The 22,035-nt window shown below is 66.8% G+C and carries 21 protein-coding genes; 6 read left to right on the top strand and 15 right to left on the bottom strand.

Features of this window, described 5'->3' with window-relative positions; genetic code table 11:
* From AC0KUR_RS27675 to AC0KUR_RS27640, 8 genes are all read right to left on the bottom strand, one after another.
* Nucleotides 1-1,056 carry a branched-chain amino acid ABC transporter permease gene (locus tag AC0KUR_RS27675; protein ID WP_034188179.1) on the bottom strand — a complete coding sequence of 352 codons (1,056 nt, stop codon included), beginning with the start codon at nucleotides 1,054-1,056 and terminating at the stop codon, nucleotides 1-3.
* Between the two features lie 202 nt (nucleotides 1,057-1,258).
* Nucleotides 1,259-2,416: an ABC transporter substrate-binding protein gene (locus tag AC0KUR_RS27670; RefSeq protein WP_049034863.1), complete on the bottom strand. Its 1,158-nt coding sequence runs from the start codon at nucleotides 2,414-2,416 to the stop codon at nucleotides 1,259-1,261.
* Nucleotides 2,417-3,486: 1,070 nt separating this feature from the next.
* Nucleotides 3,487-4,464 (bottom strand): branched-chain amino acid ABC transporter permease, encoded by a 978-nt coding sequence (locus AC0KUR_RS27665; protein ID WP_034188181.1) that lies wholly within the window; start codon nucleotides 4,462-4,464, stop codon nucleotides 3,487-3,489.
* Nucleotides 4,464-5,348, bottom strand: coding sequence for a branched-chain amino acid ABC transporter permease (locus AC0KUR_RS27660; RefSeq protein ID WP_034188182.1), 885 nt, complete (start codon nucleotides 5,346-5,348; stop codon nucleotides 4,464-4,466). The genes AC0KUR_RS27665 and AC0KUR_RS27660 overlap by 1 nt, the downstream gene beginning before the upstream one ends.
* A 128-nt stretch (nucleotides 5,349-5,476) precedes the next feature.
* Nucleotides 5,477-6,676 carry an ABC transporter substrate-binding protein gene (locus AC0KUR_RS27655; protein WP_034188183.1) on the bottom strand — a complete coding sequence of 400 codons (1,200 nt, stop codon included), beginning with the start codon at nucleotides 6,674-6,676 and terminating at the stop codon, nucleotides 5,477-5,479.
* Nucleotides 6,677-6,753: 77 nt separating this feature from the next.
* On the bottom strand, nucleotides 6,754-7,509 hold the full coding sequence (locus AC0KUR_RS27650) for an ABC transporter ATP-binding protein (RefSeq protein ID WP_049034865.1): 756 nt from the start codon (nucleotides 7,507-7,509) through the stop codon (nucleotides 6,754-6,756).
* Nucleotides 7,506-8,285: an ABC transporter ATP-binding protein gene (locus AC0KUR_RS27645; protein WP_006477266.1), complete on the bottom strand. Its 780-nt coding sequence runs from the start codon at nucleotides 8,283-8,285 to the stop codon at nucleotides 7,506-7,508. The genes AC0KUR_RS27650 and AC0KUR_RS27645 overlap by 4 nt, the downstream gene beginning before the upstream one ends.
* A gap of 438 nt (nucleotides 8,286-8,723) precedes the next feature.
* Complete coding sequence (locus AC0KUR_RS27640) at nucleotides 8,724-10,409, bottom strand: GMC family oxidoreductase (RefSeq protein WP_473376663.1); 1,686 nt, start codon at nucleotides 10,407-10,409, stop codon at nucleotides 8,724-8,726.
* Between the two features lie 186 nt (nucleotides 10,410-10,595).
* On the opposite strand from AC0KUR_RS27640, the gene AC0KUR_RS27635 reads away from it, so the two are divergent.
* Both AC0KUR_RS27635 and AC0KUR_RS27630 read left to right on the top strand, forming a co-directional pair.
* Nucleotides 10,596-11,495: a LysR family transcriptional regulator gene (locus tag AC0KUR_RS27635; RefSeq protein WP_473376662.1), complete on the top strand. Its 900-nt coding sequence runs from the start codon at nucleotides 10,596-10,598 to the stop codon at nucleotides 11,493-11,495.
* 131 nt (nucleotides 11,496-11,626) lie between these two features.
* The gene (locus tag AC0KUR_RS27630; protein WP_034188187.1) at nucleotides 11,627-12,160 is read left to right on the top strand and encodes a class IV adenylate cyclase; all 534 of its coding nucleotides are present in this window, start codon (nucleotides 11,627-11,629) and stop codon (nucleotides 12,158-12,160) included.
* A 64-nt stretch (nucleotides 12,161-12,224) separates the two neighbouring features.
* Here AC0KUR_RS27630 and AC0KUR_RS27625 read toward each other — a convergent pair whose 3' ends face one another.
* On the bottom strand, nucleotides 12,225-12,710 hold the full coding sequence (locus AC0KUR_RS27625) for an Lrp/AsnC family transcriptional regulator (protein WP_034188251.1): 486 nt from the start codon (nucleotides 12,708-12,710) through the stop codon (nucleotides 12,225-12,227).
* A 139-nt stretch (nucleotides 12,711-12,849) separates the two neighbouring features.
* On the opposite strand from AC0KUR_RS27625, the gene phhA reads away from it, so the two are divergent.
* Nucleotides 12,850-13,743 carry a phenylalanine 4-monooxygenase gene (gene phhA, locus AC0KUR_RS27620; protein WP_069705891.1) on the top strand — a complete coding sequence of 298 codons (894 nt, stop codon included), beginning with the start codon at nucleotides 12,850-12,852 and terminating at the stop codon, nucleotides 13,741-13,743.
* Between the two features lie 53 nt (nucleotides 13,744-13,796).
* Nucleotides 13,797-14,174, top strand: a complete 378-nt coding sequence (locus tag AC0KUR_RS27615; RefSeq protein WP_260435789.1) for a 4a-hydroxytetrahydrobiopterin dehydratase — start codon at nucleotides 13,797-13,799, stop codon at nucleotides 14,172-14,174.
* Nucleotides 14,175-14,266: 92 nt separating this feature from the next.
* On the opposite strand, the gene AC0KUR_RS27610 is transcribed toward AC0KUR_RS27615, so the two are convergent.
* Entirely contained in the window at nucleotides 14,267-14,497 is a 231-nt protein-coding gene (locus AC0KUR_RS27610; protein ID WP_006401493.1) for a DUF3717 domain-containing protein, read from the bottom strand.
* 123 nt (nucleotides 14,498-14,620) lie between these two features.
* Between AC0KUR_RS27610 and AC0KUR_RS27605 the strand changes: the two genes are divergently transcribed.
* Both AC0KUR_RS27605 and AC0KUR_RS27600 read left to right on the top strand, forming a co-directional pair.
* Nucleotides 14,621-15,313, top strand: coding sequence for a response regulator (locus tag AC0KUR_RS27605; RefSeq protein WP_006401494.1), 693 nt, complete (start codon nucleotides 14,621-14,623; stop codon nucleotides 15,311-15,313).
* Between the two features lie 120 nt (nucleotides 15,314-15,433).
* Nucleotides 15,434-16,918 (top strand): sensor histidine kinase, encoded by a 1,485-nt coding sequence (locus tag AC0KUR_RS27600; protein WP_034188188.1) that lies wholly within the window; start codon nucleotides 15,434-15,436, stop codon nucleotides 16,916-16,918.
* A gap of 74 nt (nucleotides 16,919-16,992) precedes the next feature.
* On the opposite strand, the gene AC0KUR_RS27595 is transcribed toward AC0KUR_RS27600, so the two are convergent.
* From AC0KUR_RS27595 to AC0KUR_RS27575, 5 genes are all read right to left on the bottom strand, one after another.
* The gene (locus AC0KUR_RS27595) at nucleotides 16,993-17,523 is read right to left on the bottom strand and encodes an SET domain-containing protein (protein ID WP_034188189.1); all 531 of its coding nucleotides are present in this window, start codon (nucleotides 17,521-17,523) and stop codon (nucleotides 16,993-16,995) included.
* A 179-nt stretch (nucleotides 17,524-17,702) separates the two neighbouring features.
* Entirely contained in the window at nucleotides 17,703-18,815 is a 1,113-nt protein-coding gene (locus AC0KUR_RS27590; protein WP_034188190.1) for an NADH:flavin oxidoreductase/NADH oxidase, read from the bottom strand.
* A 213-nt stretch (nucleotides 18,816-19,028) separates the two neighbouring features.
* Nucleotides 19,029-19,739 (bottom strand): glutamine amidotransferase, encoded by a 711-nt coding sequence (locus AC0KUR_RS27585; protein WP_059559551.1) that lies wholly within the window; start codon nucleotides 19,737-19,739, stop codon nucleotides 19,029-19,031.
* A 28-nt stretch (nucleotides 19,740-19,767) separates the two neighbouring features.
* Nucleotides 19,768-20,406, bottom strand: a complete 639-nt coding sequence (locus AC0KUR_RS27580) for a MarR family winged helix-turn-helix transcriptional regulator (protein WP_034188191.1) — start codon at nucleotides 20,404-20,406, stop codon at nucleotides 19,768-19,770.
* Nucleotides 20,407-20,913: 507 nt separating this feature from the next.
* The gene (locus tag AC0KUR_RS27575; RefSeq protein WP_034188192.1) at nucleotides 20,914-22,029 is read right to left on the bottom strand and encodes a YbdK family carboxylate-amine ligase; all 1,116 of its coding nucleotides are present in this window, start codon (nucleotides 22,027-22,029) and stop codon (nucleotides 20,914-20,916) included.
* Nucleotides 22,030-22,035 lie beyond the last annotated feature (6 nt).

Genomic DNA, 22,035 nt, shown 5'->3' with positions numbered 1-22,035 from the left:
TCACTCCTCTTCCTCTTCCGCATGCGGCGTCACGAAGCTCCGCCACAGCAGCACCGGAATGATCAGCGTGAACACGATCACCTCCTTGTACGCGCTCGCCCAGAACGACGAATACGATTCGAGCACGCCAACCAGCAGCGAGCCGGCGGCCGCGAGCGGATAGCTGACGAGCCCGCCGATGATCGCGCCGACGAAACCCTTCAGACCGATCAGGAAGCCCGAGTCGTAGTAGATCGTCGTCAGCGGGCCGACGAGGATCCCGGACAGCACGCCGAGCCCCGCCGCAAACGTGAACGCGAGCCGCCCCGCTTCCGTCGTGCCGATGCCGACGAGCCGAGCGCCGAGCCGGTTCACCGACGTCGCACGCAGCGCCTTGCCGGCGATCGTGCGGCCGAAGTACACGTAGAGCGCACCGATCAGCACGAGCGCCGTGGCGACGACCAGGATGCTCTGCACCGAGATCGTCATGCTGCCGATCGCCAGCGACGCGTCCGAGAATCCGTTGGTACGCGAGCCTTCCGCGCCGAACATCACGAGCCCGAGGCCGACCATCGCGAAGTGGACGGCGACCGACACGATCAACAGCAGCAGCGTCGTGCCTTCGGCGATCGGCTGGTACACGAGCCGGTAGACGAACGGCCCCATCGGCACGACGATCGCAAGCGTCAGCGCGATCTGCGCGAGCATCGGCATCGGCTGCGCGGCAAAGCTGCGCGTGATCGCGAACACCGCGAGCGGCAGCAGGATGTAGCGGCTGCCGAGCGTCGCGAGCGTGCGGCCGAGCTGATGGCGGCGCTCGCGATGCCGGATCAGGCCGCCGACTTCGAGCAGGAAGCACGCGATGCCCATCACGAACAGCAGCCAGCAGGTGGCGGGAAATTTCTGCGCCTGCAACGCGGCAAGCGTCAGCGCACCGTAGGCGACGAATTCGCCCTGGGGAATGAAGATCACCCGCGTGACGGAAAACACCAGCACGAGCGCCAGGGACAGCAATGCATAAATGGCGCCCGTCGTGATGCCGTCTTGCGCGAGGATCGCCGCAATCGAGAGATCCATACGTTTCGTGTATCGAGAATGCTGCGGAGAAACGAAAGGCGGAAACGCCGCGGGGCATGGGCGACACGGCAGGCGCGTCACGCGCCATGTGTCGGCCCCCGGACGTTCCAGGCAGCCCGGGGCGCGGCCCGTCAGGCCCGGCGCCCTGCCGACGGCATGCGCGGCGCCGTTCGCGCCGCGCATGCCGGGTTTCACGTGATGCTTACTCGGCCTGCAGCTTCCACTTGCCGTCGACGATCTGCACCATCACGCGCGCACGCGTGTCGAAGCCGTTGTGATCGGTTGCCGTCATGTTGATCACGCCGTGCGACACGGGAAGGTCCTTCACGCTTTCGAGCGACGCACGCAGCGCCTCGCGGAACGCCTCGGTGCCCGGCTGGCCCTTCTTCAGCGCCTCCGGAATCGCACGCTGCAGCAACAGCCCCGCATCCCACGCATGGCCGCCGAACGTCGACAGCGAGCCCGCGCCGTAGGCCTTCTCGTACGCGGCCTTGTAACCGAGCGCCGGCTTCTTCACCGGGTTCGAATCAGGCAGCTGGTCGGTCACGAGCACCGGGCCGGCCGGCAGGATCTCGCCTTCGCAATCCTTGCCGCACACGCGCAGGAAGTCGTTGTTCGCGACGCCGTGCGTCTGGTACACCTTGCCCTTGTAGCCACGCTCCTTCAGCGTCTTGGCCGGCAGCGCCGCCGGCGTGCCGGAGCCCGCGATCAGCACCGCATCCGGGTTCGAGCCCAGCAGCTTCAGCACCTGCCCCATCACCGACGCGTCGGTGCGGTTGTAGCGCTCGTTCGATACGACCTTCAGGCCGTTCCTCGCGGCCGCCGCGTTGAACGTGTTGTACCAGCTGTCGCCGTACGCATCGGCGAAGCCGACGAAGCCGACCGTCTTCACGCCGTGCTTCGCCATGTAGCCGGCGATCGCATCGGCCATCAGCTGGTCATTCTGCGGCACCTTGAACATCCACGCGCGCTTCGCGTCCATCGGCGAGATGATCTGCGCGCTCGCGGCGAGCGAGATCGTCGGCGTCTTGCCCTGCGATACCGGGTCGAGCATCGCGAGCGAGTTCGGCGTGACGGACGAGCCGATGATCGCGTCGACGTGGTCCTCGTCGATCAGCTTGCGCACGTTCTGCACCGCACGGCTCGTGTCGGAGGCGTCATCCAGCACGATGTACTGCACGCTCTTGCCCGCGATTTCCTTGGGCAGCAGCGCGATCGTGTTCTTTTCCGGGATCCCGAGCGACGCGGCCGGCCCGGTGGCCGACAGCGTCACGCCGATCTTCACCTGCGCCGACGCCGTTGCCGCCGCGCACACGAGGCCCGCGGCAAGCACGGCCTCCATCCATCGATTCATCTTCATTTACGTTGTCTCCAAACGCTGCTCGAAAAAGCCACGGGTCGCTCGGGCGGCTCCCGGTCCCCCAAAACAAGTTAATAATTTAACTATCTCGCCTGGCCGCGCCTACGCTCGTTTTCCCGTGAAACCCCGCACACCCGCCGCCTGCCGCCTGACACGGCCGTTCGCCCGCCACGATGCGCAGCAGCAGTGTCGTCAGGATGAAGGTGGCGAAGAAATACGGGATCGTGCGAACGATCGATGCATGCGCAACGATGGCGGGAACGCACGCCGCGCCGGCCGGATACGGCCAGGTATGCGCGCGGTGAAACGTCGAAAAAACGGCGGCTCATGAGAATGCGGATACGGATGCGAACGCAACGACCCGCGATGGCGTCGCAGCGCGCGTACAGGCCGCAGAACGGCCCGGGAAGGCCGCGCTGACCGTTGCCACACCCCGCGACGAACGGGCGGCGCCAGCCGCCTTTCCTGCCCCGAACCATCGTCCCGCGCTGCTCATCCAACCGTACTCCCTCTTCTGCATTCTGCTTGTAGGAGAACTGCCGACCGTTTTCCCGACCGCTCGGTCGGCGAAAGCTGAGTGTAACGGACGCGATTCGCGCACGCCAACCGGGTAAGCCCGGACAGCATGTGCGCGACGGCGCGCTGTCTGCAAACGAATGACGGGAACGGGAAAAACGGAGAACGCGGCGAAGCGCGGAAGCGATGCGCATGCAGGCGCGGGGCACGACTATCGCGCAGGCCGATGCACCATCGGGGGAAATCCGTGCACGCAAATGAAAAAGCGCTGTTGGATTCCGTCCAACAGCGCTTTGGGGTCCGGGCACTTTGTGCCTCGATTGTCTCCTCGTTCTCCACCTGCAAATTCGTTTCGCGGTGCATCAGAACTAGAGTGAATCTTAAAGAGGCTTAAGCACCACGACAACTTAGCATTTACCCCTATGGTGCATTGCCGCACGAAAATGGGGCACCAGCCTGTCGCGCGGCGCCGGCCCGAGCCGGCCGCAATACCCTTTTCGGCGCATGCGGGATGGTGCTGCGCATCAGCGGGCGGCGATGCGTACGGCCTGCGCTCAGGGCGATGCCCGGAGCGGCTTGATCCGCGCAACCATCTCGCCGACGATGCCGCGCCGGAATGCCAGCACGCATGCGATGAAGATCAGCCCGGTGACGATCGTCGCCGACTCGCCGAGCGAATGAAACCACGCGACGCCCGTGGCCGACGCGAGCCATTCTCCGATGTCGCCGAGCCGGTCTTCCAGCGCGACGATCAGCGCGGCGCCGAGCAGCGGCCCGAACAGCGTGCCCATCCCGCCGACGAGCGTCATCAGCACGACCAGGCCCGACATCGTCCAGTGCGCGTCGGATAGCGTCTCGAAGCCGAGCACGAGCACCTTCAGCGAGCCGGCCAGCCCCGCGAGCCCGGCCGACAGGATGAACGCGAGCAGCTTGAAGCGGTCGGTGTCGTAGCCGAGCGAGATGGCGCGCGCTTCGTTTTCCTTGATGGCGACGAGCACCTGGCCGAACGGCGAATGGACGACCCGCACGATGAACGCGCATGCGGCGACGACCACCGCCAGCACGACGTAGTACAGCGCGACGTCGTTCGACAGGTCGAGCAGCCCGAACAGGCGGCCGCGCGGCACGCCCTGCAGGCCGTCCTCGCCGTGCGTGAACGGCGCCTGCAGGTAGATGAAATAGACCATCTGCGCGAACGCGAGCGTGATCATCGCGAAGTAGATGCCCTGCCGGCGGATCGCGAACAGCCCGACGACGAGCCCGAGCAGCGTCGCGGCGACGGTGCCGACCAGCACGCCGAGCTCCGGCGTGAAGCCGAGCGTCTGCATCGAATAGCCGGTCGCGTAGCCGGCCGTCGCGAGGAACATCGCATGGCCGAACGACAGCAGCCCCGTATAGCCGATCAGCAGGTTGAACGCGGCCGCGAACAGCGCGAACGTCAGCACCTTCATCACGAACACCGGATACGCGCCGATGAACGGCGCGGCGAGCAGTGCGGCGAGCAGCACGCCGTAGAGCACTTTTCTCTGCATCATTTTTCCTTGCCGAAGAGGCCCGCCGGGCGGAACAGCAGCACGATCGCCATGATCACGAACACGACGGTGGCCGACGCTTCCGGATAGAACACGCGCGTGAAGCCTTCGATCACGCCGAGCAGCAGGCCCGTGACGATCGAGCCGAGGATCGAGCCCATCCCGCCGATCACGACCACCGCGAACACGGTGATGATCATCGGCTGGCCCATCAGCGGCGACACCTGAATCACCGGCGCGGCCAGCACGCCGGCGAACGCGGCGAGCGCGACGCCAAAGCCGTAGGTGAGCGTGATCATCATCGGCACGTTCACGCCGAACGCCTCGACGAGCTTCGGGTTCTCGGTGCCCGCGCGCAGGTAGGCACCCAGACGCGTCTTCTCGATCACGAACCACGTCGCGAGACACACCGCGAGCGACGCGACGACGACCCACGCGCGATAGTTCGGCAGGAACATGAAGCCGAGGTTGGTCGCGCCCGACAGCTGCGACGGCACGTCGTACGGCTGGCCCGACGATCCGTAGATCGACCGGAACACGCCTTCGACGACCAGCGTGAGGCCGAACGTGAGCAGCAGCCCGTACAGGTGATCGAGCTTGTACAGCCAGCGCAGCATCGAGCGTTCGATCGCGATCCCAAACGCGCCGACCACCAGCGGCGCCAGCACGAGCATCGCCCAGTACGGCAGCCCGAAGTACGACAGGCCCATCCACGCGAGCATCGCGCCCAGCATGAACAGCGCGCCGTGCGCGAAGTTGATCACGTTGAGCAGCCCGAAGATCACCGCGAGCCCGAGGCTCAGGATCGCGTAGAACGAGCCGTTGACGAGCCCGAGCAGCAACTGGCTCAGCATCGCCGGCAACGGAATGCCAAAGATTTCCATCGACTTAGCCGTCAGAATGAGTTTCGTTGCGTGCGCAACCTTCAGGCGCCACGCACGCGGGCGGCGCAGCGGGCACATCGCGGCAGCCGCCACCGAGCGGCGCGCCCGTGCGCGCCGCTACGCCCTGCTTACTTCCACAACGCGCAGCGCGTCTCCTGCTTGGTCCCGAACGCCTGTTCGCCCGGAATCGTCGCGAGCACCTTGTAGTAATCCCACGGCTCCTTCGATTCCGACGGCTTCTTCACTTCCATCAGGTACATGTCGTGGATCATGCTGCCGTCCGTGCGGATGTAGCCCTTCGCGTAGAAGTCGTTGATCTTGATCTTCTTCAGCTCGGCCATCACCTTGTCGGAGTCGGTCGTCCCGGCGGCCTGCACGGCCTTCAGGTAGGTCGTCACCGACGAGTAGTCGGCCGCCTGCAGACTCGACGGCATCTTCTTCATCTTGCCGAAGTAGCGCTGCGCCCACTGGCGCGACGCCGCGTCGCGGTTCCAGTACCAGCTGTCGGTCAGCACGAGGCCCTGCGTCGTCTCGAGGCCGAGGCTGTGCACGTCGTCGATGAACATCAGCAGCGCGGCGAGCTTCATCGTCTTCATGATGCCGAATTCCTTCGCGGCCTTGATCGAGTTGATCGTGTCGCCGCCCGCGTTCGCGAGGCCGAGAATCTGCGCCTTCGACGCCTGCGCCTGCAGCAGGAACGACGAGAAATCCGATGCCGACAGCGGGTGGCGCACCGCGCCGAGCACCTGCCCGCCGTTCGCCTTCACGACGTCCGACGTGTTCTTCTCGAGCGCCTTGCCGAACGCGTAGTCGGCCGTCAGGAAGAACCACGACTTGCCGCCCTGCTTCACCACCGCCGAACCGGTGCCTTTCGCGAGCGCCATCGTGTCGTATGCATAGTGGACCGTGTACGGCGTGCACTGCTCGTTGGTCAGCGTGTCGGCGCCCGCGCCGATGTTGATGTAGACCTTCTTCTTCTCGGCCGCGACCTGGTTCATCGACAGCGCGGTGGCCGAGTTCGTGCCGCCGACCAGCAGGTCGAGCCCGCCGCGGTCCATCCATTCGCGCGCCTTCGATGCGGCAATGTCGGCCTTGTTCTGGTGATCGGCATAGACGACCTCGATCGGCTTGCCGAGCACCTTGCCGCCGAAATCGGCGACCGCCATGCGGATCGCCTCGAGGCCGCCCTGCCCGTCGATATCCGCGTAAAGCCCCGACATGTCGGTGATGAAGCCGATCTTCACGGTATCCGCCGCGTGTGCGGCGCCGGCGGTGAACGCGGCGGCCGCGAGTGCGAGACAGGCCTGTGCGAGGGTCTTCATTTTCATTGACGTCTCCTGTTGTTCTGATGCGTTGTGGTTGTTCGAGGGCCGCCACGGCTAGCGGCAAGGGCAACGGGGCGGCGTCACACCCCAAGCAGGTCGTGCAGGGTCGGCATCTTGCTTTCCAGTTCGGCCGCCTGGAAATGCTCGACGATGGTGCCGTGCTCCATCACGTAGAAGCGGTCGGCGAGCGGCGCGGCAAAACGGAAATTCTGTTCGACCATCACGATCGTGTAGCCGCGCGCCTTCAGCGCGACGATCATCCGCGCGAGCGCCTGCACGATCACCGGTGCGAGGCCTTCGGAAATCTCGTCGAGCAGCAGCAGGTTCGCGCCGGTGCGCAGGATCCGCGCGACCGCGAGCATCTGCTGCTCGCCGCCGGACAGCCGCGTGCCCTGGCTCTGCCGGCGCGACGCGAGGTTCGGGAACATCGCGTAGATCTCGTCGAGCGACATCGCGTGCTCGCGCGGCCCGATCAGCGGCGGCAGCATCAGGTTCTCCTCGCACGACAGGCTCGAGAAGATCCCGCGCTCCTCCGGGCAGTAGCCGATGCCGAAATGCGCGATGCGGTGCGTCGCGAGGCCGATCGTCTCGTGGCCCGCGACCTTGATCGACCCGCTGCGGCGGCCCGTGAGGCCCATGATCGCGCGCAACGTCGTCGTGCGGCCCGCGCCGTTGCGGCCGAGCAGCGTGACGACCTCGCCGCGATGCACGGTCAGGTCGACACCGTGCAATATGTGGGACTCCCCGTACCAGGCCTCCAGGCCCGTGATCTCCAGCGCGGGCGTACCGCTCTCGACGCCGCTCAATTCGCGTTCCTCCCGTTCGCTGTGCTTCATGCGTGCGCCCCCGCGAGCGCCGCGTCGGCGCTGCCCATGTAGGCTTCGATGACGAGCGGATTCTTCGAGACCTCCGCATACGAGCCTTCGGCCAGCACCTCACCGCGTTGCAGGACGGTAATCGTGTCGGAGATGCCCGCGATCACGTTCATGTTGTGTTCCACCATCAGGATCGTGCGGCCGCTCGCGACCTTCTTGATCAGCGCGGTCACGCGATCGACGTCCTCGTGGCCCATCCCCTGCGTGGGCTCGTCGAGCAGCATCAGTTCGGGCTCCATCGCGAGCGTCGTCGCGATCTCGAGCGCGCGCTTGCGGCCGTACGCGAGCTCGACGGTCGGCACGTGCGCGAAATCGGTGAGGCCGACCTGCGTGAGGAGATCCATCGCGCGGTCGTCGAGCCGCTTCAGCGTGCGTTCGCTGCGCCAGAAATGGAATTCGGTGCCGAGCGCGCGCTGCAGGCCGATGCGCACGTTCTGCAGCGCGGTCAGGTGCGGGAACACGGCCGAGATCTGGAACGAACGGATGATGCCGCGCCGCGCGACCTGCGCGGGCCGCTCGTCGGTGATGTCGATGCCGTTGAAGACGATCTGGCCGGCCGTCGGTGTCAGGAACTTGGTGAGAAGGTTGAAGCAGGTGGTCTTGCCCGCGCCGTTGGGCCCGATCAATGCGTGGATCGCACCGCGGCGCACACGCAGGTTGACGCCGTTCACGGCGGTGAAGCCCCTGAATTCCTTCGTCAGTCCGCGTGTTTCCAGAATCGTGTCGCCGAGAATCATGTTCCCTTCCGTACGAAGTCAGGCGAAGCACCGGGATGCCTGGCGCAAGCGGCCGCGAACAGGTCAGCGGATCAGCGGGCTGCTCCCGGGCGCCGTGGTACGCCTCGAGGGTTGGTCTCCCGCGCCGACGCGTATGCACATTGCGCAACATTGTCGCGCCGTTGGTGCAGTGCAATCATCGGGATTTGCACTTATAGGGCTGACCGCCCTGTCGCACGCGGCCGAACGCGATTTTTCGCCATGCTTTTTTGACACGTGCATCATCGCGCGTTGACCTTCCGCCACACCCGGCACGCGCGATGAAACAAGCCGCGCGACTGCGCGGCCTGCATCGAGCATGGATCGTGCCGCTCGCGCGGCCGCGGCGACGGCTTGTTTCGCATAGCGAATCAGCGGCCGCGTGCATGACGGCCCGCTGTCGCGCGCGTCAGCGGGCCGTCACGCAACCGACGCCGCAGCGTCGGTTCGCACCGGCGTCGCCTCGCGCGCCGCGCGGCGATCGGCGCGGATCATGTCGCTCGCGCGCTCGGCGATCATCAGCGTCGGCGAATTGGTGTTGCCCGACGTGATGAACGGCATCACCGACGCGTCGACGATCCGCAGCCCGGCGATGCCGCGTACGCGCAACCGGCTGTCGACCACCGCGCGTTCGTCGTCGGCCCGTCCCATCCGGCAGGTGCCGACCGGATGGAAGATCGTCGTGCCGACGGCGCCGGCCGCCTCGATCAGCTCGGCTTCGCTCCGGTATTGCGTGCCCGGCAGGATTTCCGCGGGACGATAGCGCGCGAGCGCCGGCGCGGACGCGATCCGGCGCGTCAGGCGCAGCGCGTTCGCGGCGACATGGCGATCGTGATCGGTCGACAGATAGTTCGGCGCGATCGCCGGCGCGATGCCCGGATCGGCGCTCGTGACGTGCACGCTGCCACGCGAGGTCGGCCGCAGATGACACACCGACGCCGTGAATGCGTTGAAGCTGTGCAGCGGTTCGCCGAAGCGTTCGAGCGACAACGGCTGCACGTGGTATTCGAGATCGGGGCGCGTGAGCGCGGGATCGTCCGGATCCGATTTCGCGAATGCGCCGAGCTGCGACGGCGCCATCGACATCGGCCCGCGCTGCAGCAACGCATATTCGGCGCCGATCATCAGCTTGCCCCACCAGTGCGCGGACAGCGTGTTGAGCGTGCGCACGCCTTCGACGCGAAACGCCATCCGCAACTGCAGATGATCCTGCAGGTTTTCGCCGACGCCCGGCAGATCCTGCACGACGTCGATGCCGAGCGCCTGCAATCGCCGGCCGTCGCCGATTCCCGACAGCTCGAGCAGCTGCGGCGAATTCACCGCGCCGGACGTCAGCAGCACTTCCGTGCGGGCCCGCGCGACGTAGTCGGTGCCGCCGCCGCGATACTCGACGCCGACGGCGCGCCGCCCGTCGAAGATCACGCGCTGCGCCTGCGCGCCGGTGATCACGGTCAGGTTCGGCCGCGCCATCGCGGGCCGCAGGAATGCCTTCGACGTATTCCAGCGCACGCCGCGCTTCTGGTTCACCTCGAAATAGCCGACCCCGGTATTGTCGCCGCGGTTGAAATCGTCGGTCGCGGGGATGCCGGACTGCTGCGCGGCCTGTGCGAACGATTCGAGGATCTCCCAGCGCAGACGCTGCTTCTCGACGCGCCAGTAGCCGCCCGCGCCGTGCGCGCCGCTCGCGCCCGCATGGTGATCCTCGCTGCGCTTGAAGATCGGCAGCACGCTGTCCCACGACCAGCCGGCGTCGCCGGTGGCCTCGGCCCAGCTGTCGTAATCCTCGCGCTGGCCGCGCATGTAGATCATCCCGTTGATCGACGAGCAGCCGCCGAGCACGCGGCCGCGCGGATACGACAGCGCGCGCCCGTTGAGCGCCGCCTCGGGTTGCGTCTTGTACAGCCAGTCGGTGCGCGGGTTGCCGATGCAGTACAGATAGCCGACCGGAATATGGATCCAGTGATAGTCGTCCTTGCCGCCGGCTTCCAGCAGCAGGACGCGGATGTCGGGATCCTCGGTCAGGCGGTTCGCGAGCACGCAGCCCGCGGTGCCCGCGCCGACGATCACGTAATCGAATTCGCCTTCGAGCGTACGTGGAGTACTCACGGCGTGTCCCCTTCTTCCTTGTTGTGCGCCGCGCGGCGCGATGCCGCGCGCATTTTCAGCATAGTGCGTCGCGGGCCATGCAGGCGGCCGCGCACACCATGACCCGAGCAAGCGTACTCCCGCGGCCGGCAGCCGATCCAATGAGTTATGCTGAACTGCGTTATAAGCCACGCTCATATCACGACGATGGATCTCACCCTGCTCCGCGCGTTCGCGACGGTCGCGCGCGAAGGCAACCTGACGCGCGCCGCCGCGCAGCTGCACGTGACGCAGCCGGCCGTCAGCCTGCAGATCAAGCATCTGCAGGAGACGCTCGGCGTCACGCTGTTCACGCGCACGTCGCGCGGGCTCGCGCTCACGCGCGACGGCCAGACACTGCTGCCGCATGCGGAACGCGCGCTCGCCGCGGCCGCCGACGTGCAGCGCGCCGCTGCCGCGCTGCGGCACGAAGTGCGCGGCCGGCTGCGGATCGGCACGATCCTCGATCCGGGTTTCCTGCGGCTCGGCGGCTTCCTGCGCGCGCTGGTCGAGACCCATCCGCAGATCGAGACGGCGCTGCGGCACGGGATGTCGGGCTGGGTAATCGAACAGGTGCGCACGCGGGCGCTCGATGTCGGCTACTACATCGGCCGGCCGGGCGAGGACGATTCGCTCGACGGCGCACTGTTCCACACCGTCACGCTCACGCATTTCCAGTACCGCGTGCTCGCGCCGGCCGGCTGGAAGGACCGCGTGCAGCGCGCGCACGACTGGCGTGCGCTCGCCGCGCTGCCGTGGATCTGGACGCCGCCGGCGTCCGCGCACCACCGGCTGCTGTCGCGGCGCTTCGCCAACGCCGGCGCGCAGCCGGTGAAGGTCGCCGAGGTCGACCAGGAGCAGTCGATGCTCGACCTCGTCAAATCGGGGATCGGACTGACGCTCGCGCGCGACTCGACCGCGCTGGCCGAAGCGCACGCCCACGCGCTGACGATCGTCGAACGCGTGACGGTGCCGACCGAGCTGACGTTCGTGACGCTCGCCGAGCGGCGCGACGAACCGGCGATCGCGGCCGCGCTGCGGCTGATCGAGGCCCAGTGGGCGATATGAGCCGTGCTGATGAAGGTGGCGTGACGGCCCGCACGCGTCATCCCGCCACACCGGCGGTCACGCCATCGTCTTCGCGTTTTTGCTAGATTGTGCGTTCGCACACCGCGAGACCCCGATTGAAGGAGACCCGCATGGCCCGCAACATCGAGATCAAAGCCCGCGCCCGCGAATTCGACCGGCTGCGCGAACAGGCTGCCAAGCTCGCGACCGAAGCGCCGCTGTTCTACCGCCAGCAGGATTTCTTCTACGACGTGCCGCGCGGCCGGCTCAAGCTGCGCCGTTTCGAGGACGGCACGCCGGCCGAACTGATCTTCTACCAGCGCGACGACCGCGACGGCCCGAAGGCGTCGTACTACACGCGCAGCCCGGTGACGAACCCCGACGCGATGCACGCGCTGCTCGCGACCGCGCTGACCACCCGCGGGATCGTGACGAAGGAACGGCACGTGTACCTTGCGGGTCGCACGCGCATCCATCTCGACCGCGTCGACGGCCTCGGCGATTTCATCGAACTGGAAGTCGTGCTCGGCCCAGACGACGACGAGGCCGGCGGCGAAGCCGAAGCGCACGACGTGTTCGCGAAGCTCGGCGTGGCGCAGGACGATCTCGTCGCGGTCGCGTACGTCGACCTGCTGAACGCCGATACGCAGCACGAAACGGCCTGATCCGGCCCTTCGGCGGCCGCGCAGCGCGGCCCGCCTTCAGCCCTTCCGCCGCCCCGTCATTGCGTCATGCGGCGCCGGGCGCCAGGTGCGCGAGCGGCAGCGCGCCGTTGCGCTTGAAGGTCGTCAGCACGATGTTCGAGCGCACGCTGTCGACGCCCGGCACGCGCATCAGCTTCTTCATCACGAACTGCGACAGCGCGTTCAGGTCGGGCGCGACGATCCGCAGCAGGTAGTCGGCATCGCCCACCACCGCGTGGCATTCGAGCACTTCGGGCAGCACGTCGATCTGCTGCTGGAACTGCTCGATGATCGAATCGCCGTGGTGCTTGAGCTTCAGGCTCGTGAACGCGGTGACGCCGAGCCCGAGCCTTTCCGGGCGGAGCATCACGCGATAGCCTTCGATCACGCCGGCCGCCTCGAGCCGCTGCAGCCGCCGGCCGATCTGCGACGGCGACAGCGGCACCTCCTCGCCGAGCTGCTGATGCGTCGCGCGACCGAAGCGCTGCAGCACGTCCAGCAGCGCGAGATCAAAGTGATCGAGTTCCAGCATGAGCATGCTCCGCATTAATTCATGATTTGATGCACGATTATCGCATCAACCATCAAATCAGCGCCAACGATGCGCCCTTTCCGCGCGCGGCCCGCTCTACACTTGCATGGTTACCCACCCCAGCGTGCAGAGCCTGATCATGTCCACCGTCGTCACCGCGAAACTGCAGGAGCAGTTCGACGCGGGCCTCGAAACCCGCGCCGATTTCACCATCGACCAGCCGCTGCGGCGCTACGGCCAGGTCGACCACGCGGTGTGGAAGCAGCTCTATGCGCGCCAGTCGGCGCTGCTGCGCGGGCGCGCGTGCGACGCGTTCGTCGCCGGGCTCGGCAAGATCGACCTGCCGGCCGACCGCGTGCCGTCGTTCGCCGACGTGAACCGCCAGCTGAAGCCCGCGACCGGCTGGGAGATCGTCGCGGTGCCGGGCCTCGTGCCCGACCGCGTGTTCTTCGAGCATCTCGCGAACCGCCGTTTCCCGGTCACCTGGTGGATGCGCCGGCCCGACCAGCTCGACTACCTGCAGGAACCCGACTGCTTCCACGACCTGTTCGGCCACGTGCCACTGCTGATCGACCCGGTGTTCGCCGACTACATGCAGGCGTACGGCCGCACCGCGCTCGCGGTCGCCGACGACGAGGCGGCGCTGGCGCGGCTCGCACGGCTCTACTGGTATACGGTGGAATTCGGGCTGATCCGCGATCCGCGCGGCCCGAACGGGCTGTCGATCTACGGCGCCGGGATCGTGTCGAGCAAGGGCGAAAGCCTGTACAGCCTCGAAAGCGCGGCGCCGAACCGGCTCGGTTTCGACCTCGAGCGCGTGATGCGCACGAAGTACCGGATCGACACGTTCCAGAAGACCTACTTCGTGATCGACGATTTCGCGCAGCTGTTCGCGCTCGCCGGCGTCGACGGCCGTGCGCTGGCCGACCGGCTCGCGGCGCTGCCCGAATTCGCGGCCGGCGCGGTGCTCGATAGCGATCGCGTGCTGCACCGCGGCACGGGCGAAGGCTGGCCCGACGACGCCGACGCGTGACACGCCGGGGCGCCGAGGCCGGTGCCCGTCACCCTTCCCGCAACTATGAAACAATGAACGGCGCCGGCCGTGCCGCGCGGCGCAGCCGCGCGCGGGCGCCGTTACCGAACGAGAGGTGCAAGATGATCCACAAGCTCACATCAGAAGAACGCAAGACGCGGCTCGCAGGCCTGCCGCTCTGGACGGCCGTGCCTGGCCGCGACGCCATCCAGCGCAGCCTGCGCTTCGCCGATTTCAACGAAGCGTTCGGCTTCATGACGCGCGTCGCGATCAAGGCGCAGGAAATGAACCACCATCCGGAATGGTTCAACGTGTACAACCGCGTCGACGTCACGCTGTCGACCCACGACGCCGACGGCCTGACCGAACGCGACATCGAACTCGCGCTGTTCATCGACCGCGCCGGCGCGCACGCGCAACCGTCCGCCTGACGCTTTCCTCTACCGCCGCGCGTCTTTTGGTGCGCGGCGCGTCAACTTTTCATTTCGATGAACGTTTTCTAGGATGTACTCAGCGAAAGCCTTCAGCTTTCCAAGCCATCCTTAAGGCGCACGTAAGTCTCATACGCTTTCCGTGCCTTGGGGTCCAAACCTTCCAGTTGCAACGCGCTTTCGCGCTGTACAATCAGCAGCGCATACGGCTTGGAGAGCGCGCTGGCCTCTTCGCAGAGTTTGAGTTCGTCGCCGCTCGACGGCGAGCGGGCGCGCCAGAAATTGATCGCGGCTTCTAGGTCGTGGATCGAAATATCGGACATGATTGGATTTAATCGTTCGCTGGCCGCCATGCTTGATTGTCAGGTAAGGCGGCGCCCCTGTGGAAACGGCGTCGTGCTGTCCGCGTGCCTGAACCGCCAACCCATTGTACTTGAGCGAACTTCATGCGACTCCTTCTGATCGAAGACGACCGCCCCATCGCACGCGGCATCCAGAGCAGCCTCGAGCAGGCTGGCTTCACCGTCGACATGGTGCATGACGGCATCTTTGCCGAACAGGCGCTGGCACAGAACCGCCACGAACTCGTGATCCTCGACCTCGGCCTGCCGGGCATCGACGGGATGACGCTGCTCACGCGTTTCCGCCAGACCAACCGCCACACGCCCGTGATCGTGCTGACCGCACGCGACGAGCTGAACGACCGGATCCAGGGCCTGAACTCGGGCGCCGACGACTACATGCTCAAGCCGTTCGAGCCGGCCGAGCTCGAGGCGCGCATCCGCGCGGTGATGCGCCGCAGCGGCCCGCACAGCGACATGCCGCGGCCGGAAGTGTCGCTCGGCGGCGTCCGCCTGTCGGGCGTCGACCGCCGCATCTTCAACGACGACAAGCCGCTCGAGCTGTCGCCGCGCGAATTCGCGGTGCTCGAGATGCTGCTGCTGCGTCACGGCCGCGTCGTCAGCAAGGCCCAGCTGCAAGATCACCTCACGCACTTCGGCGGCGATCTCGGCGACACCGCGATCGAAGTCTACGTGCACCGGGTGCGCAAGAAACTCGAGCAGTGCCGTGTCGAAATCGTCACGGTGCGCGGCTTCGGCTACCTGCTGCAGGAAATCCGCCAGACGGCGAGCGTCTGAGCGACGCCGCATGCCGGCCGGCCAGGTGCCGCCGGCGTGTGCGCCGCCCGCTCCGTTGCGCCGCCCGGCGTACGACCGCGCCGCTCCCCGTGAGCGGCGCTTATCCATTTGCCCGTCGAAATGTCTCCTGATCCGGCTGTGACCACCAGCCTGCGCCGTTCGCTGCTCCGGCGCCTCGCCGCCCCGCTGTCGATGCTCGCGCTGATGAGCGGCCTGATCGCCTACTGGCTCGCGTGGCAGTACACGCAGCACGTGATCGACCGCTCGCTCGCCGATCTCGCCACCGCCATCTCCAAACAGATCCAGATCGCCGGCCCCGACGCGCCGTTCACGGTGCCGCCGCTCGCGCAGGCGATGTTCTCCGATCCCGCCGAAGCGCTGATCTACCGGATCAGCGACGGCGAGCAGGAACTCGCCGGCGATCCGAAACTGCCGCTGCAGGGCATCAACGTGCGCCGCATGCATCACGCGTACGTGTTCGAGGCGGAGTACGACAACCGCGCGGTGCGCGTCGCGCAGGTGCGTGTCGACAACGTCGAGGGCGGCAAGCCGATGGTCGTCGAAGTCGCGCAGCCGGTGCGGCACCGCTACCGGATCGCGGCCGAATTCCTCGTCGCGATCATGATGCCCCTGTTGCTGCTGCTGCTCGCGGGCTGGGGCATCGTGTGGCGCGTCGTGAACCAGCAGCTGGGCCCGCTCACGCATCTCGCCGATTCGCTGAACCGGCAGACCCACACGTCGCTGGAACCGGTCGACGAAACCGAGGTGCCGCTGGAGATCCGGCCGCTGACGAGCGCGATGAACGCGCTGCTCGGCCGCCTGAAGACCGCGCTGGACGCGCAGCGCAAGTTCATCGCCGACGCCGCGCACCAGTTGCGCACGCCGCTCACGGCCGTGAAACTGCATGCGGAACAGGCCGCCGTCGCGCGCGATCCGCACCAGACCTATGCGGCGGTACGCGAACTGCGTGCGGCCGCCGACCGTGCGGTGCGGCTGTCCAACCAGTTGCTGTCGCTTGCCCGCGCGGAACCGGGTGAACAGGCCGCACGCTTCGTCGATGTCGACCTCGCGGCGATGGCGTTCGAGACGGGTGCCGAATGGGTGCCGCGTGCCCTCGCGTCGCACGTCGATCTCGGTTTCCAGCGCGCCGACGGCGCGGACGACGACGAGAAGCTGACCGTGCGCGGCAACCCCGTGCTGCTGCGCGAGGTGATCGCGAACCTGCTCGACAATGCGCTGAAATACGTGCCGCTTGCCCGGCCGGACGGTGCGCGGATCACGGTGAACGTCGCGCGTAGCGCGCTCGAGGACGGCCAGCCGGCCGCCGAGATCGTCGTGGAAGACAACGGCCCCGGCGTGCCCGCGAACCAGCAGGCCGACCTGTTCAAGCGCTTCTTCCGCGGCGACGCGCAAAGCGGCAACGGCGTCGAGACGGGTGCCGGGCTTGGGCTCGCGATCGTGCACGACATCATCGCGATGCATGGCGGCACCGTGTCGTACGAGGATGCGCCCGACGGCGGTTCGCGCTTCGTGGTGAGGGTGCCGCTCGCCGCGCATCCGGAGAAGCCGGCCAGCGAAACGCCGGCGGCGGCGTCGACGCACTGAGCGATTCGCGGCGAGCGACCCGCCGCCCCGGGGCTAGAACGACAGCGGCGGCGCTAGGTGCGCCGCCGCCTGTCTTACTTCTTGCTCTTCTTGTCCTTCGGCTTCGACTCGGACTTGCCGTCCTTCCTGTCCTTCTTCTTTTTCTTCTTCCCGCCTTCGTCCGACGTCGCGAGCAGCGTGCCGCGACATGACACCGCGCCGCAGTGGCACGCGTATTCGCGCTTGAGCTTCTTCGTCAGCTTCGCATCGATCACGAGGCCGTAGTCGTAGAACAGCTCCTCTTCCGGCCCGATGTCGCGCAGCGCGTGAATGAACACGCGCCCTTTGACTTCCTCGGCCTCGCAGTTCGGCGCGCACGAATGGTTGATCCAGCGCGCGCTGTTGCCGTCGATCTTGCCGTCGATCACGCCGCCTTCGTCGAGTGCGAAGTAGAACGTATGGTTCGGCTCGCTCGGGTCGTGCGGGTGGCGGCGCAGCGCTTCCTTCCACGAGATTCGCTCGCCCTTGTATTCCACTACGCGCTCGCCGGCCTTGATCGGCGCCACGGCGAACACGCCCTTGCCGTGTACTCCCGAGCGGCGCACCGCGATCCTGCGTGAACTCATCGAACGAATCCTTGTGAAGACGACTTGAATGGAAGCGGCCGCGATCGCGGCCCGGCGTCGCGCCAAACGAAAACGCGGCACCGGGTGGTGCCGCGTCGGGGCATGCGGCGGATCACCCGCATCCTACACGTTCACGATTGCTTCGTTCAACATCGCACGCAATATTGCATGCGGGATGCTCAACGCTGGCCGAATGCGATGTCGCCGAACAACGCCTTGTGCTCGCGCGGCTGCGAACGCCAGTATTGCGGCGGCGCCGTCACCTGCGCGCCGAGCTCGGCCGCCGCATGCCACGGCCAGCGCGGGTCGTACAGCATCGCGCGCGCCATCGCGACGAGGTCGGCATCGCCGGCCTCGATCAACCGGTTCGCATGCTCGGGCTCGTTGATCAGGCCCACCGCTATCGTCGGCATGCCGACCGCGCGCTTCACCGCCTGCGCGAACGGCACCTGGTAACCGGGCGACAGCGGGATCTTCTGCAGCGGCGACACGCCGCCGGACGACACGTCGATCCAGTCGCAGCCGCGCTGTTTCAGCGCGTGGGCGAACGCGATCGTATCGTCGAGCTCCCAGCCGCCTTCGACCCAGTCGGTCGCGGACACGCGTACGCCGACCGGCCGGTCCTCCGGAAACGCGGCACGCACGATCTCGAAGATCTCGAGCGGAAAACGCATCCGGTTTTCGAGCGAGCCGCCGTATTCGTCGGTACGCCGGTTCGCGAGCGGCGACAGAAACTGGTGCAGCAGGTAGCCATGCGCCGCATGCACTTCGATCGCGTCGATGCCGAGCCGCGCCGCACGCTTCGCCGACGCGGCGAAGGCCTCGCGGATGCGGTTCAGGCCCGCGGCATCGAGCGCGAGCGGCGGCGTCTCGCCGTCCTTGTGCGGCACGGCCGACGGGCCGTGCGGCAACCAGCCGCCGTCGGCGACCGATACCAGTTGCCCGCCCTCCCACGGCACCGCGCTCGACGCCTTGCGTCCCGCATGCGACAACTGCATCGCGATGCGCACCGGCGAATGCTTGCGGATCGCGGCCAGTACCGGCTTCAGCGCGGCTTCGGTCACGTCGTCCCAGAGGCCGAGGTCGGCGTGCGTGATGCGCCCGTCGGGTTCGACCGCGGTCGCCTCGATGCAGAGCAGCCCGGCGCCCGACAGCGCGAGATGGCCGAGGTGAATCATGTGCCAGTCGGTCGCTTCGCCGCGTTCGGCCGAGTACTGGCACATCGGGGAGATCACGATCCGGTTCGGAAGGGTCACGCCGCGCAGCGTGAACGGAGAAAACAGCGCAGTCATGGAAGCCGCTCGCCAGGAAAGGGAAAGAGCGGACGAGCGTAGCACGCAGGCTGGAAGCGTGCAGACGGCGCAACCGGCAGTAAGCGGATGGTCAGGTACGGCCGGCAGCCGCGTGCCGGCGATGCGGAAAATGCGGGGCGTACGGCAGTGCGCCGGCCTGCGACGGATGCGGGCCGGGCCAGACCTTCGCTGCGGGCGGAGCCGCCCGCAGCGCTATAGCCCGACGCTGTCGAGCCACTCCGCGAACATGCGCCGCGCGGCCGTTTCGAGCACGGGGCCGTGCTGCACCGTATCGGCACGCAACCGGCGCGCGTCGATGCCGGGCGTCGCCGCGATTTCACCGGCGTTCGCGATCAGCCAGGGTTCGAAGCGGTCGGTGCGGATTTCCGGGTGGCATTGCAGCGCCAGCACGTGCTGCCCCCACGCGAATGCCTGGTGGCGGCACGCCGGTGTCGACGCGAGATGGATTGCCCCGCCCGGCAGGTCGAACGTATCGCCGTGCCAATGGAGCATCGACGTCGCCGCGCCATCGAGGTGACGCAGCGGCGACGCGCGGCCGGCATCGGTGAGCGCCAGCGGCGCCCAGCCGAGTTCGTGCTGCGCGGCCGGATAGACACGTGCGCCGAGCGCCCGCGCGATGAACTGCGCGCCGAGGCAGATGCCGAGGATCGGCAGCCCCGCGTCGATGCGCTGCCGGACGAGCGCCAGGAGCGGCGCGATCGACGGATACTGCGCATCGTCGTACACGCTGATCGGCCCGCCGAGCACGACCAACAGCGACGGCTCCAGCACGTTGAGCACCTCGACCCGCGACGATCCGACGTCGACATAACGCACCCGCCTCCCCCGTTCGCCGAGCACCTGCTCGAAGCTCCCGAGATCCTCGAAATGCACATGGCGGATCGCCACGACTTCAGCGTTCATCATCGGCCTCCCGGTCGATCGACGGACGTCAGCCTGCGAAAATCTTCCAGGTCTTCTTCTGCGTCGCCGCGTCGGCTTCTTCCTGCACCGAGCAGTCGAGACGCAGATCGCTGTCCGACATCGAGATGTCGAGCGCCGCGCAGTGATGCACGGTCTTCTTCGACAGCTTGCCCGGCTGGAAATGCGCGCACGTCAGGCACATGCGCTGCGGCGGCGTCGCACCGGCCACCTGCAGCTCGCGCAGCGTCTTCAGCAGCGCGCGGTACAGCGTGCCCTGCTCGTCCGCGCCGAGCTTGCCGACGGCTTTCGTCAGGAATTCAGGCCATTGCAGCGCCTTCTTCGCGGCCGTACGGCCACGCGCCGACAGGCGCACGGCCAGTGCACGGCCGTCGTCCAGCGCACGGCGCTTCTCGACGAGCCCCTTCGTCTCGAGCGTGCTGACCGCATCGCTCGTGGTCGCCGCGGTGAGCTGCGTCTCGCGCGCGATCTCGCCGAGCCGCATCGGGCCCTTGCGCTGCAGCAGCAGCACGAGAATCTCGCCCTGCGTCGGCGTGAGGCCAGCGCCTTCCGCCCAATCCCATGCCTGGCTCCGCATGGCCGTGCTCAACCGCAGCAGGCTGTGGGTCACACGTCCCGAAGCCTGGTTCCCGTAAACGCCTTCGCTCATAGTCTTTTCGCTTTGCCGCCGCCCGGATTGCCGAGCGGCCGTAGTGTGGAGATCGAATGTCTATCTCAAAACAAACGCGCTCTCTCGAGTGCGTCATCACGGCCGTCACGAGGCACACGCGGCGGTCGCGTTCGCGGCGACCGGAATGACACACGCCGTTCCGGTGTCCGCAAAGCCGACATTCTAAGCGAGAGCGGAAAATCGCACAGCTAAGTTATCCCCTGCATTCTGTGGAAAATCACTGGATAACTGAAATTTTTCGTTGTGCCCGCAATGCCGCGCGCCCGCGCAACGGGGCGCGCCAGCATTTTCCTGTTCGGATCGGCCATCGGTCGAATGGCATTGATCCACCGGGTTATCCCGCGCACAGATCATTGACTTTGCAGCGGAATATTAGGTTATCCACAGATTTTCAGGACGACCGGCACCGATTTCGGCCGGACATGGCGCCAACCGTCATTCAGCGAATCGCGACGCGGTCGAGCCTGCAATCTGCAAAACATTTTTTCACTCACGCCAACGTAAGCACTGCTGCCGGACCGTCTCGTTCAGCGATTTTTCCTGTTTGAAAACGGTTCTCAACCACGATGCGTCGTTCACGCGGGCTTTCGCGAGCGCGCCGATCTCGTCGAGCGCCGCGCGCGAGCCGAGCGCGGCCGCATGCGGCGCGATCCGGTCGAGCGTGTCGAGGATGTCTTCCGCGATCGTGCGGCGTTCACCCGTCTGAGGATTCACGCACGTGCCCTCGAGCCCGAAGCGGCACGCTTCGAAACGGTTGAACGTGTAGACGAGGTAGTCGTCCTCCGACAGCTTCAGCGGCCGGTCGGTCAGCAGGTAGCGCGCGAGCGTCTGGATGTAGCAGGCGATCGCCGCGGCGCGGTCGACCGACAGCGGCGTGTCCATCACGCGCACCTCGATCGTGCCGAAGCCGGGCTTCGGGCGGATGTCCCAGTAGAAATCCTTCATCGAGTTGACGACGCCCGTGTTCACCATCTTCGTGAAGTACTCCTCGAAGCTGTCCCAGGTCAGCACGAACGGCGCGCGGCCCGACAGCGGGAACGCGAACACCGAATTCAGGCGTGCCGAATGGAAGCCCGTGTCGACGTTCTGCACGAACGGCGACGACGCGGACAGTGCGATGAAGTGCGGAATGAAGCGCGACATCGAGTGCAGCAGGAACAGCGCGCTGTCCGCATCGGGACAGCCGATGTGCACGTGCTGGCCGAACACCGTGAACTGCTTCGCCAGATAGCCGTACAGCTCGGAGATGTACTGGAAGCGCGGCGCGTCGTAGATCTGCCGGTCGCTCCATTGCTGGAACGCATGCGTGCCGCCGCCGGCCAGCCCGACGTTGAGCTGGTCGGCAGCCTTCACGAGCACGTCGCGGATCGCATGCAGCTCGCTGACGGCCTGCTCGTGCGAATGGCAGATGCCGGTCGACAGCTCGATCATGCTCTCGGTGATTTCCGGCGTGATGTTGCCCGGAAAGGTCTCGCCCTGGATCAGGCGCATCAGGTCGGATGCCGCCTTGGTCAGGTCGTAGTTGTGCGTGTTGACGACCTGGATCTCCAGTTCGACGCCGAACGTGAACGGTTCGGAATTGACGAAGGTTTCGAGTGCCATGGCAGG

The organism is Burkholderia sp. YHN3-13, from assembly GCF_055810675.1.
This window is presented reverse-complemented; position numbering and strand designations above follow the sequence as displayed.

Coding starts and splice junctions, on each gene's coding strand:
- AC0KUR_RS27615 (WP_260435789.1), top strand. CDS start 13,797: ATGAACGGCGCCGGCCGTGCCGCGCGGCGCAGCCGCGCGCGGGCGCCG.
- phhA (WP_069705891.1), top strand. CDS start 12,850: ATGTCCACCGTCGTCACCGCGAAACTGCAGGAGCAGTTCGACGCGGGC.
- AC0KUR_RS27660 (WP_034188182.1), bottom strand. CDS start 5,348: ATGGAAATCTTTGGCATTCCGTTGCCGGCGATGCTGAGCCAGTTGCTG.
- AC0KUR_RS27590 (WP_034188190.1), bottom strand. CDS start 18,815: ATGACTGCGCTGTTTTCTCCGTTCACGCTGCGCGGCGTGACCCTTCCG.
- AC0KUR_RS27585 (WP_059559551.1), bottom strand. CDS start 19,739: ATGAACGCTGAAGTCGTGGCGATCCGCCATGTGCATTTCGAGGATCTC.
- AC0KUR_RS27575 (WP_034188192.1), bottom strand. CDS start 22,029: ATGGCACTCGAAACCTTCGTCAATTCCGAACCGTTCACGTTCGGCGTC.
- AC0KUR_RS27600 (WP_034188188.1), top strand. CDS start 15,434: ATGTCTCCTGATCCGGCTGTGACCACCAGCCTGCGCCGTTCGCTGCTC.
- AC0KUR_RS27645 (WP_006477266.1), bottom strand. CDS start 8,285: ATGATTCTCGGCGACACGATTCTGGAAACACGCGGACTGACGAAGGAA.
- AC0KUR_RS27675 (WP_034188179.1), bottom strand. CDS start 1,056: ATGGATCTCTCGATTGCGGCGATCCTCGCGCAAGACGGCATCACGACG.
- AC0KUR_RS27670 (WP_049034863.1), bottom strand. CDS start 2,416: ATGAAGATGAATCGATGGATGGAGGCCGTGCTTGCCGCGGGCCTCGTG.
- AC0KUR_RS27635 (WP_473376662.1), top strand. CDS start 10,596: ATGGATCTCACCCTGCTCCGCGCGTTCGCGACGGTCGCGCGCGAAGGC.
- AC0KUR_RS27580 (WP_034188191.1), bottom strand. CDS start 20,406: ATGAGCGAAGGCGTTTACGGGAACCAGGCTTCGGGACGTGTGACCCAC.
- AC0KUR_RS27625 (WP_034188251.1), bottom strand. CDS start 12,710: ATGCTGGAACTCGATCACTTTGATCTCGCGCTGCTGGACGTGCTGCAG.
- AC0KUR_RS27655 (WP_034188183.1), bottom strand. CDS start 6,676: ATGAAAATGAAGACCCTCGCACAGGCCTGTCTCGCACTCGCGGCCGCC.
- AC0KUR_RS27650 (WP_049034865.1), bottom strand. CDS start 7,509: ATGAAGCACAGCGAACGGGAGGAACGCGAATTGAGCGGCGTCGAGAGC.
- AC0KUR_RS27610 (WP_006401493.1), bottom strand. CDS start 14,497: ATGTCCGATATTTCGATCCACGACCTAGAAGCCGCGATCAATTTCTGG.
- AC0KUR_RS27605 (WP_006401494.1), top strand. CDS start 14,621: ATGCGACTCCTTCTGATCGAAGACGACCGCCCCATCGCACGCGGCATC.
- AC0KUR_RS27630 (WP_034188187.1), top strand. CDS start 11,627: ATGGCCCGCAACATCGAGATCAAAGCCCGCGCCCGCGAATTCGACCGG.
- AC0KUR_RS27665 (WP_034188181.1), bottom strand. CDS start 4,464: ATGCAGAGAAAAGTGCTCTACGGCGTGCTGCTCGCCGCACTGCTCGCC.
- AC0KUR_RS27595 (WP_034188189.1), bottom strand. CDS start 17,523: ATGAGTTCACGCAGGATCGCGGTGCGCCGCTCGGGAGTACACGGCAAG.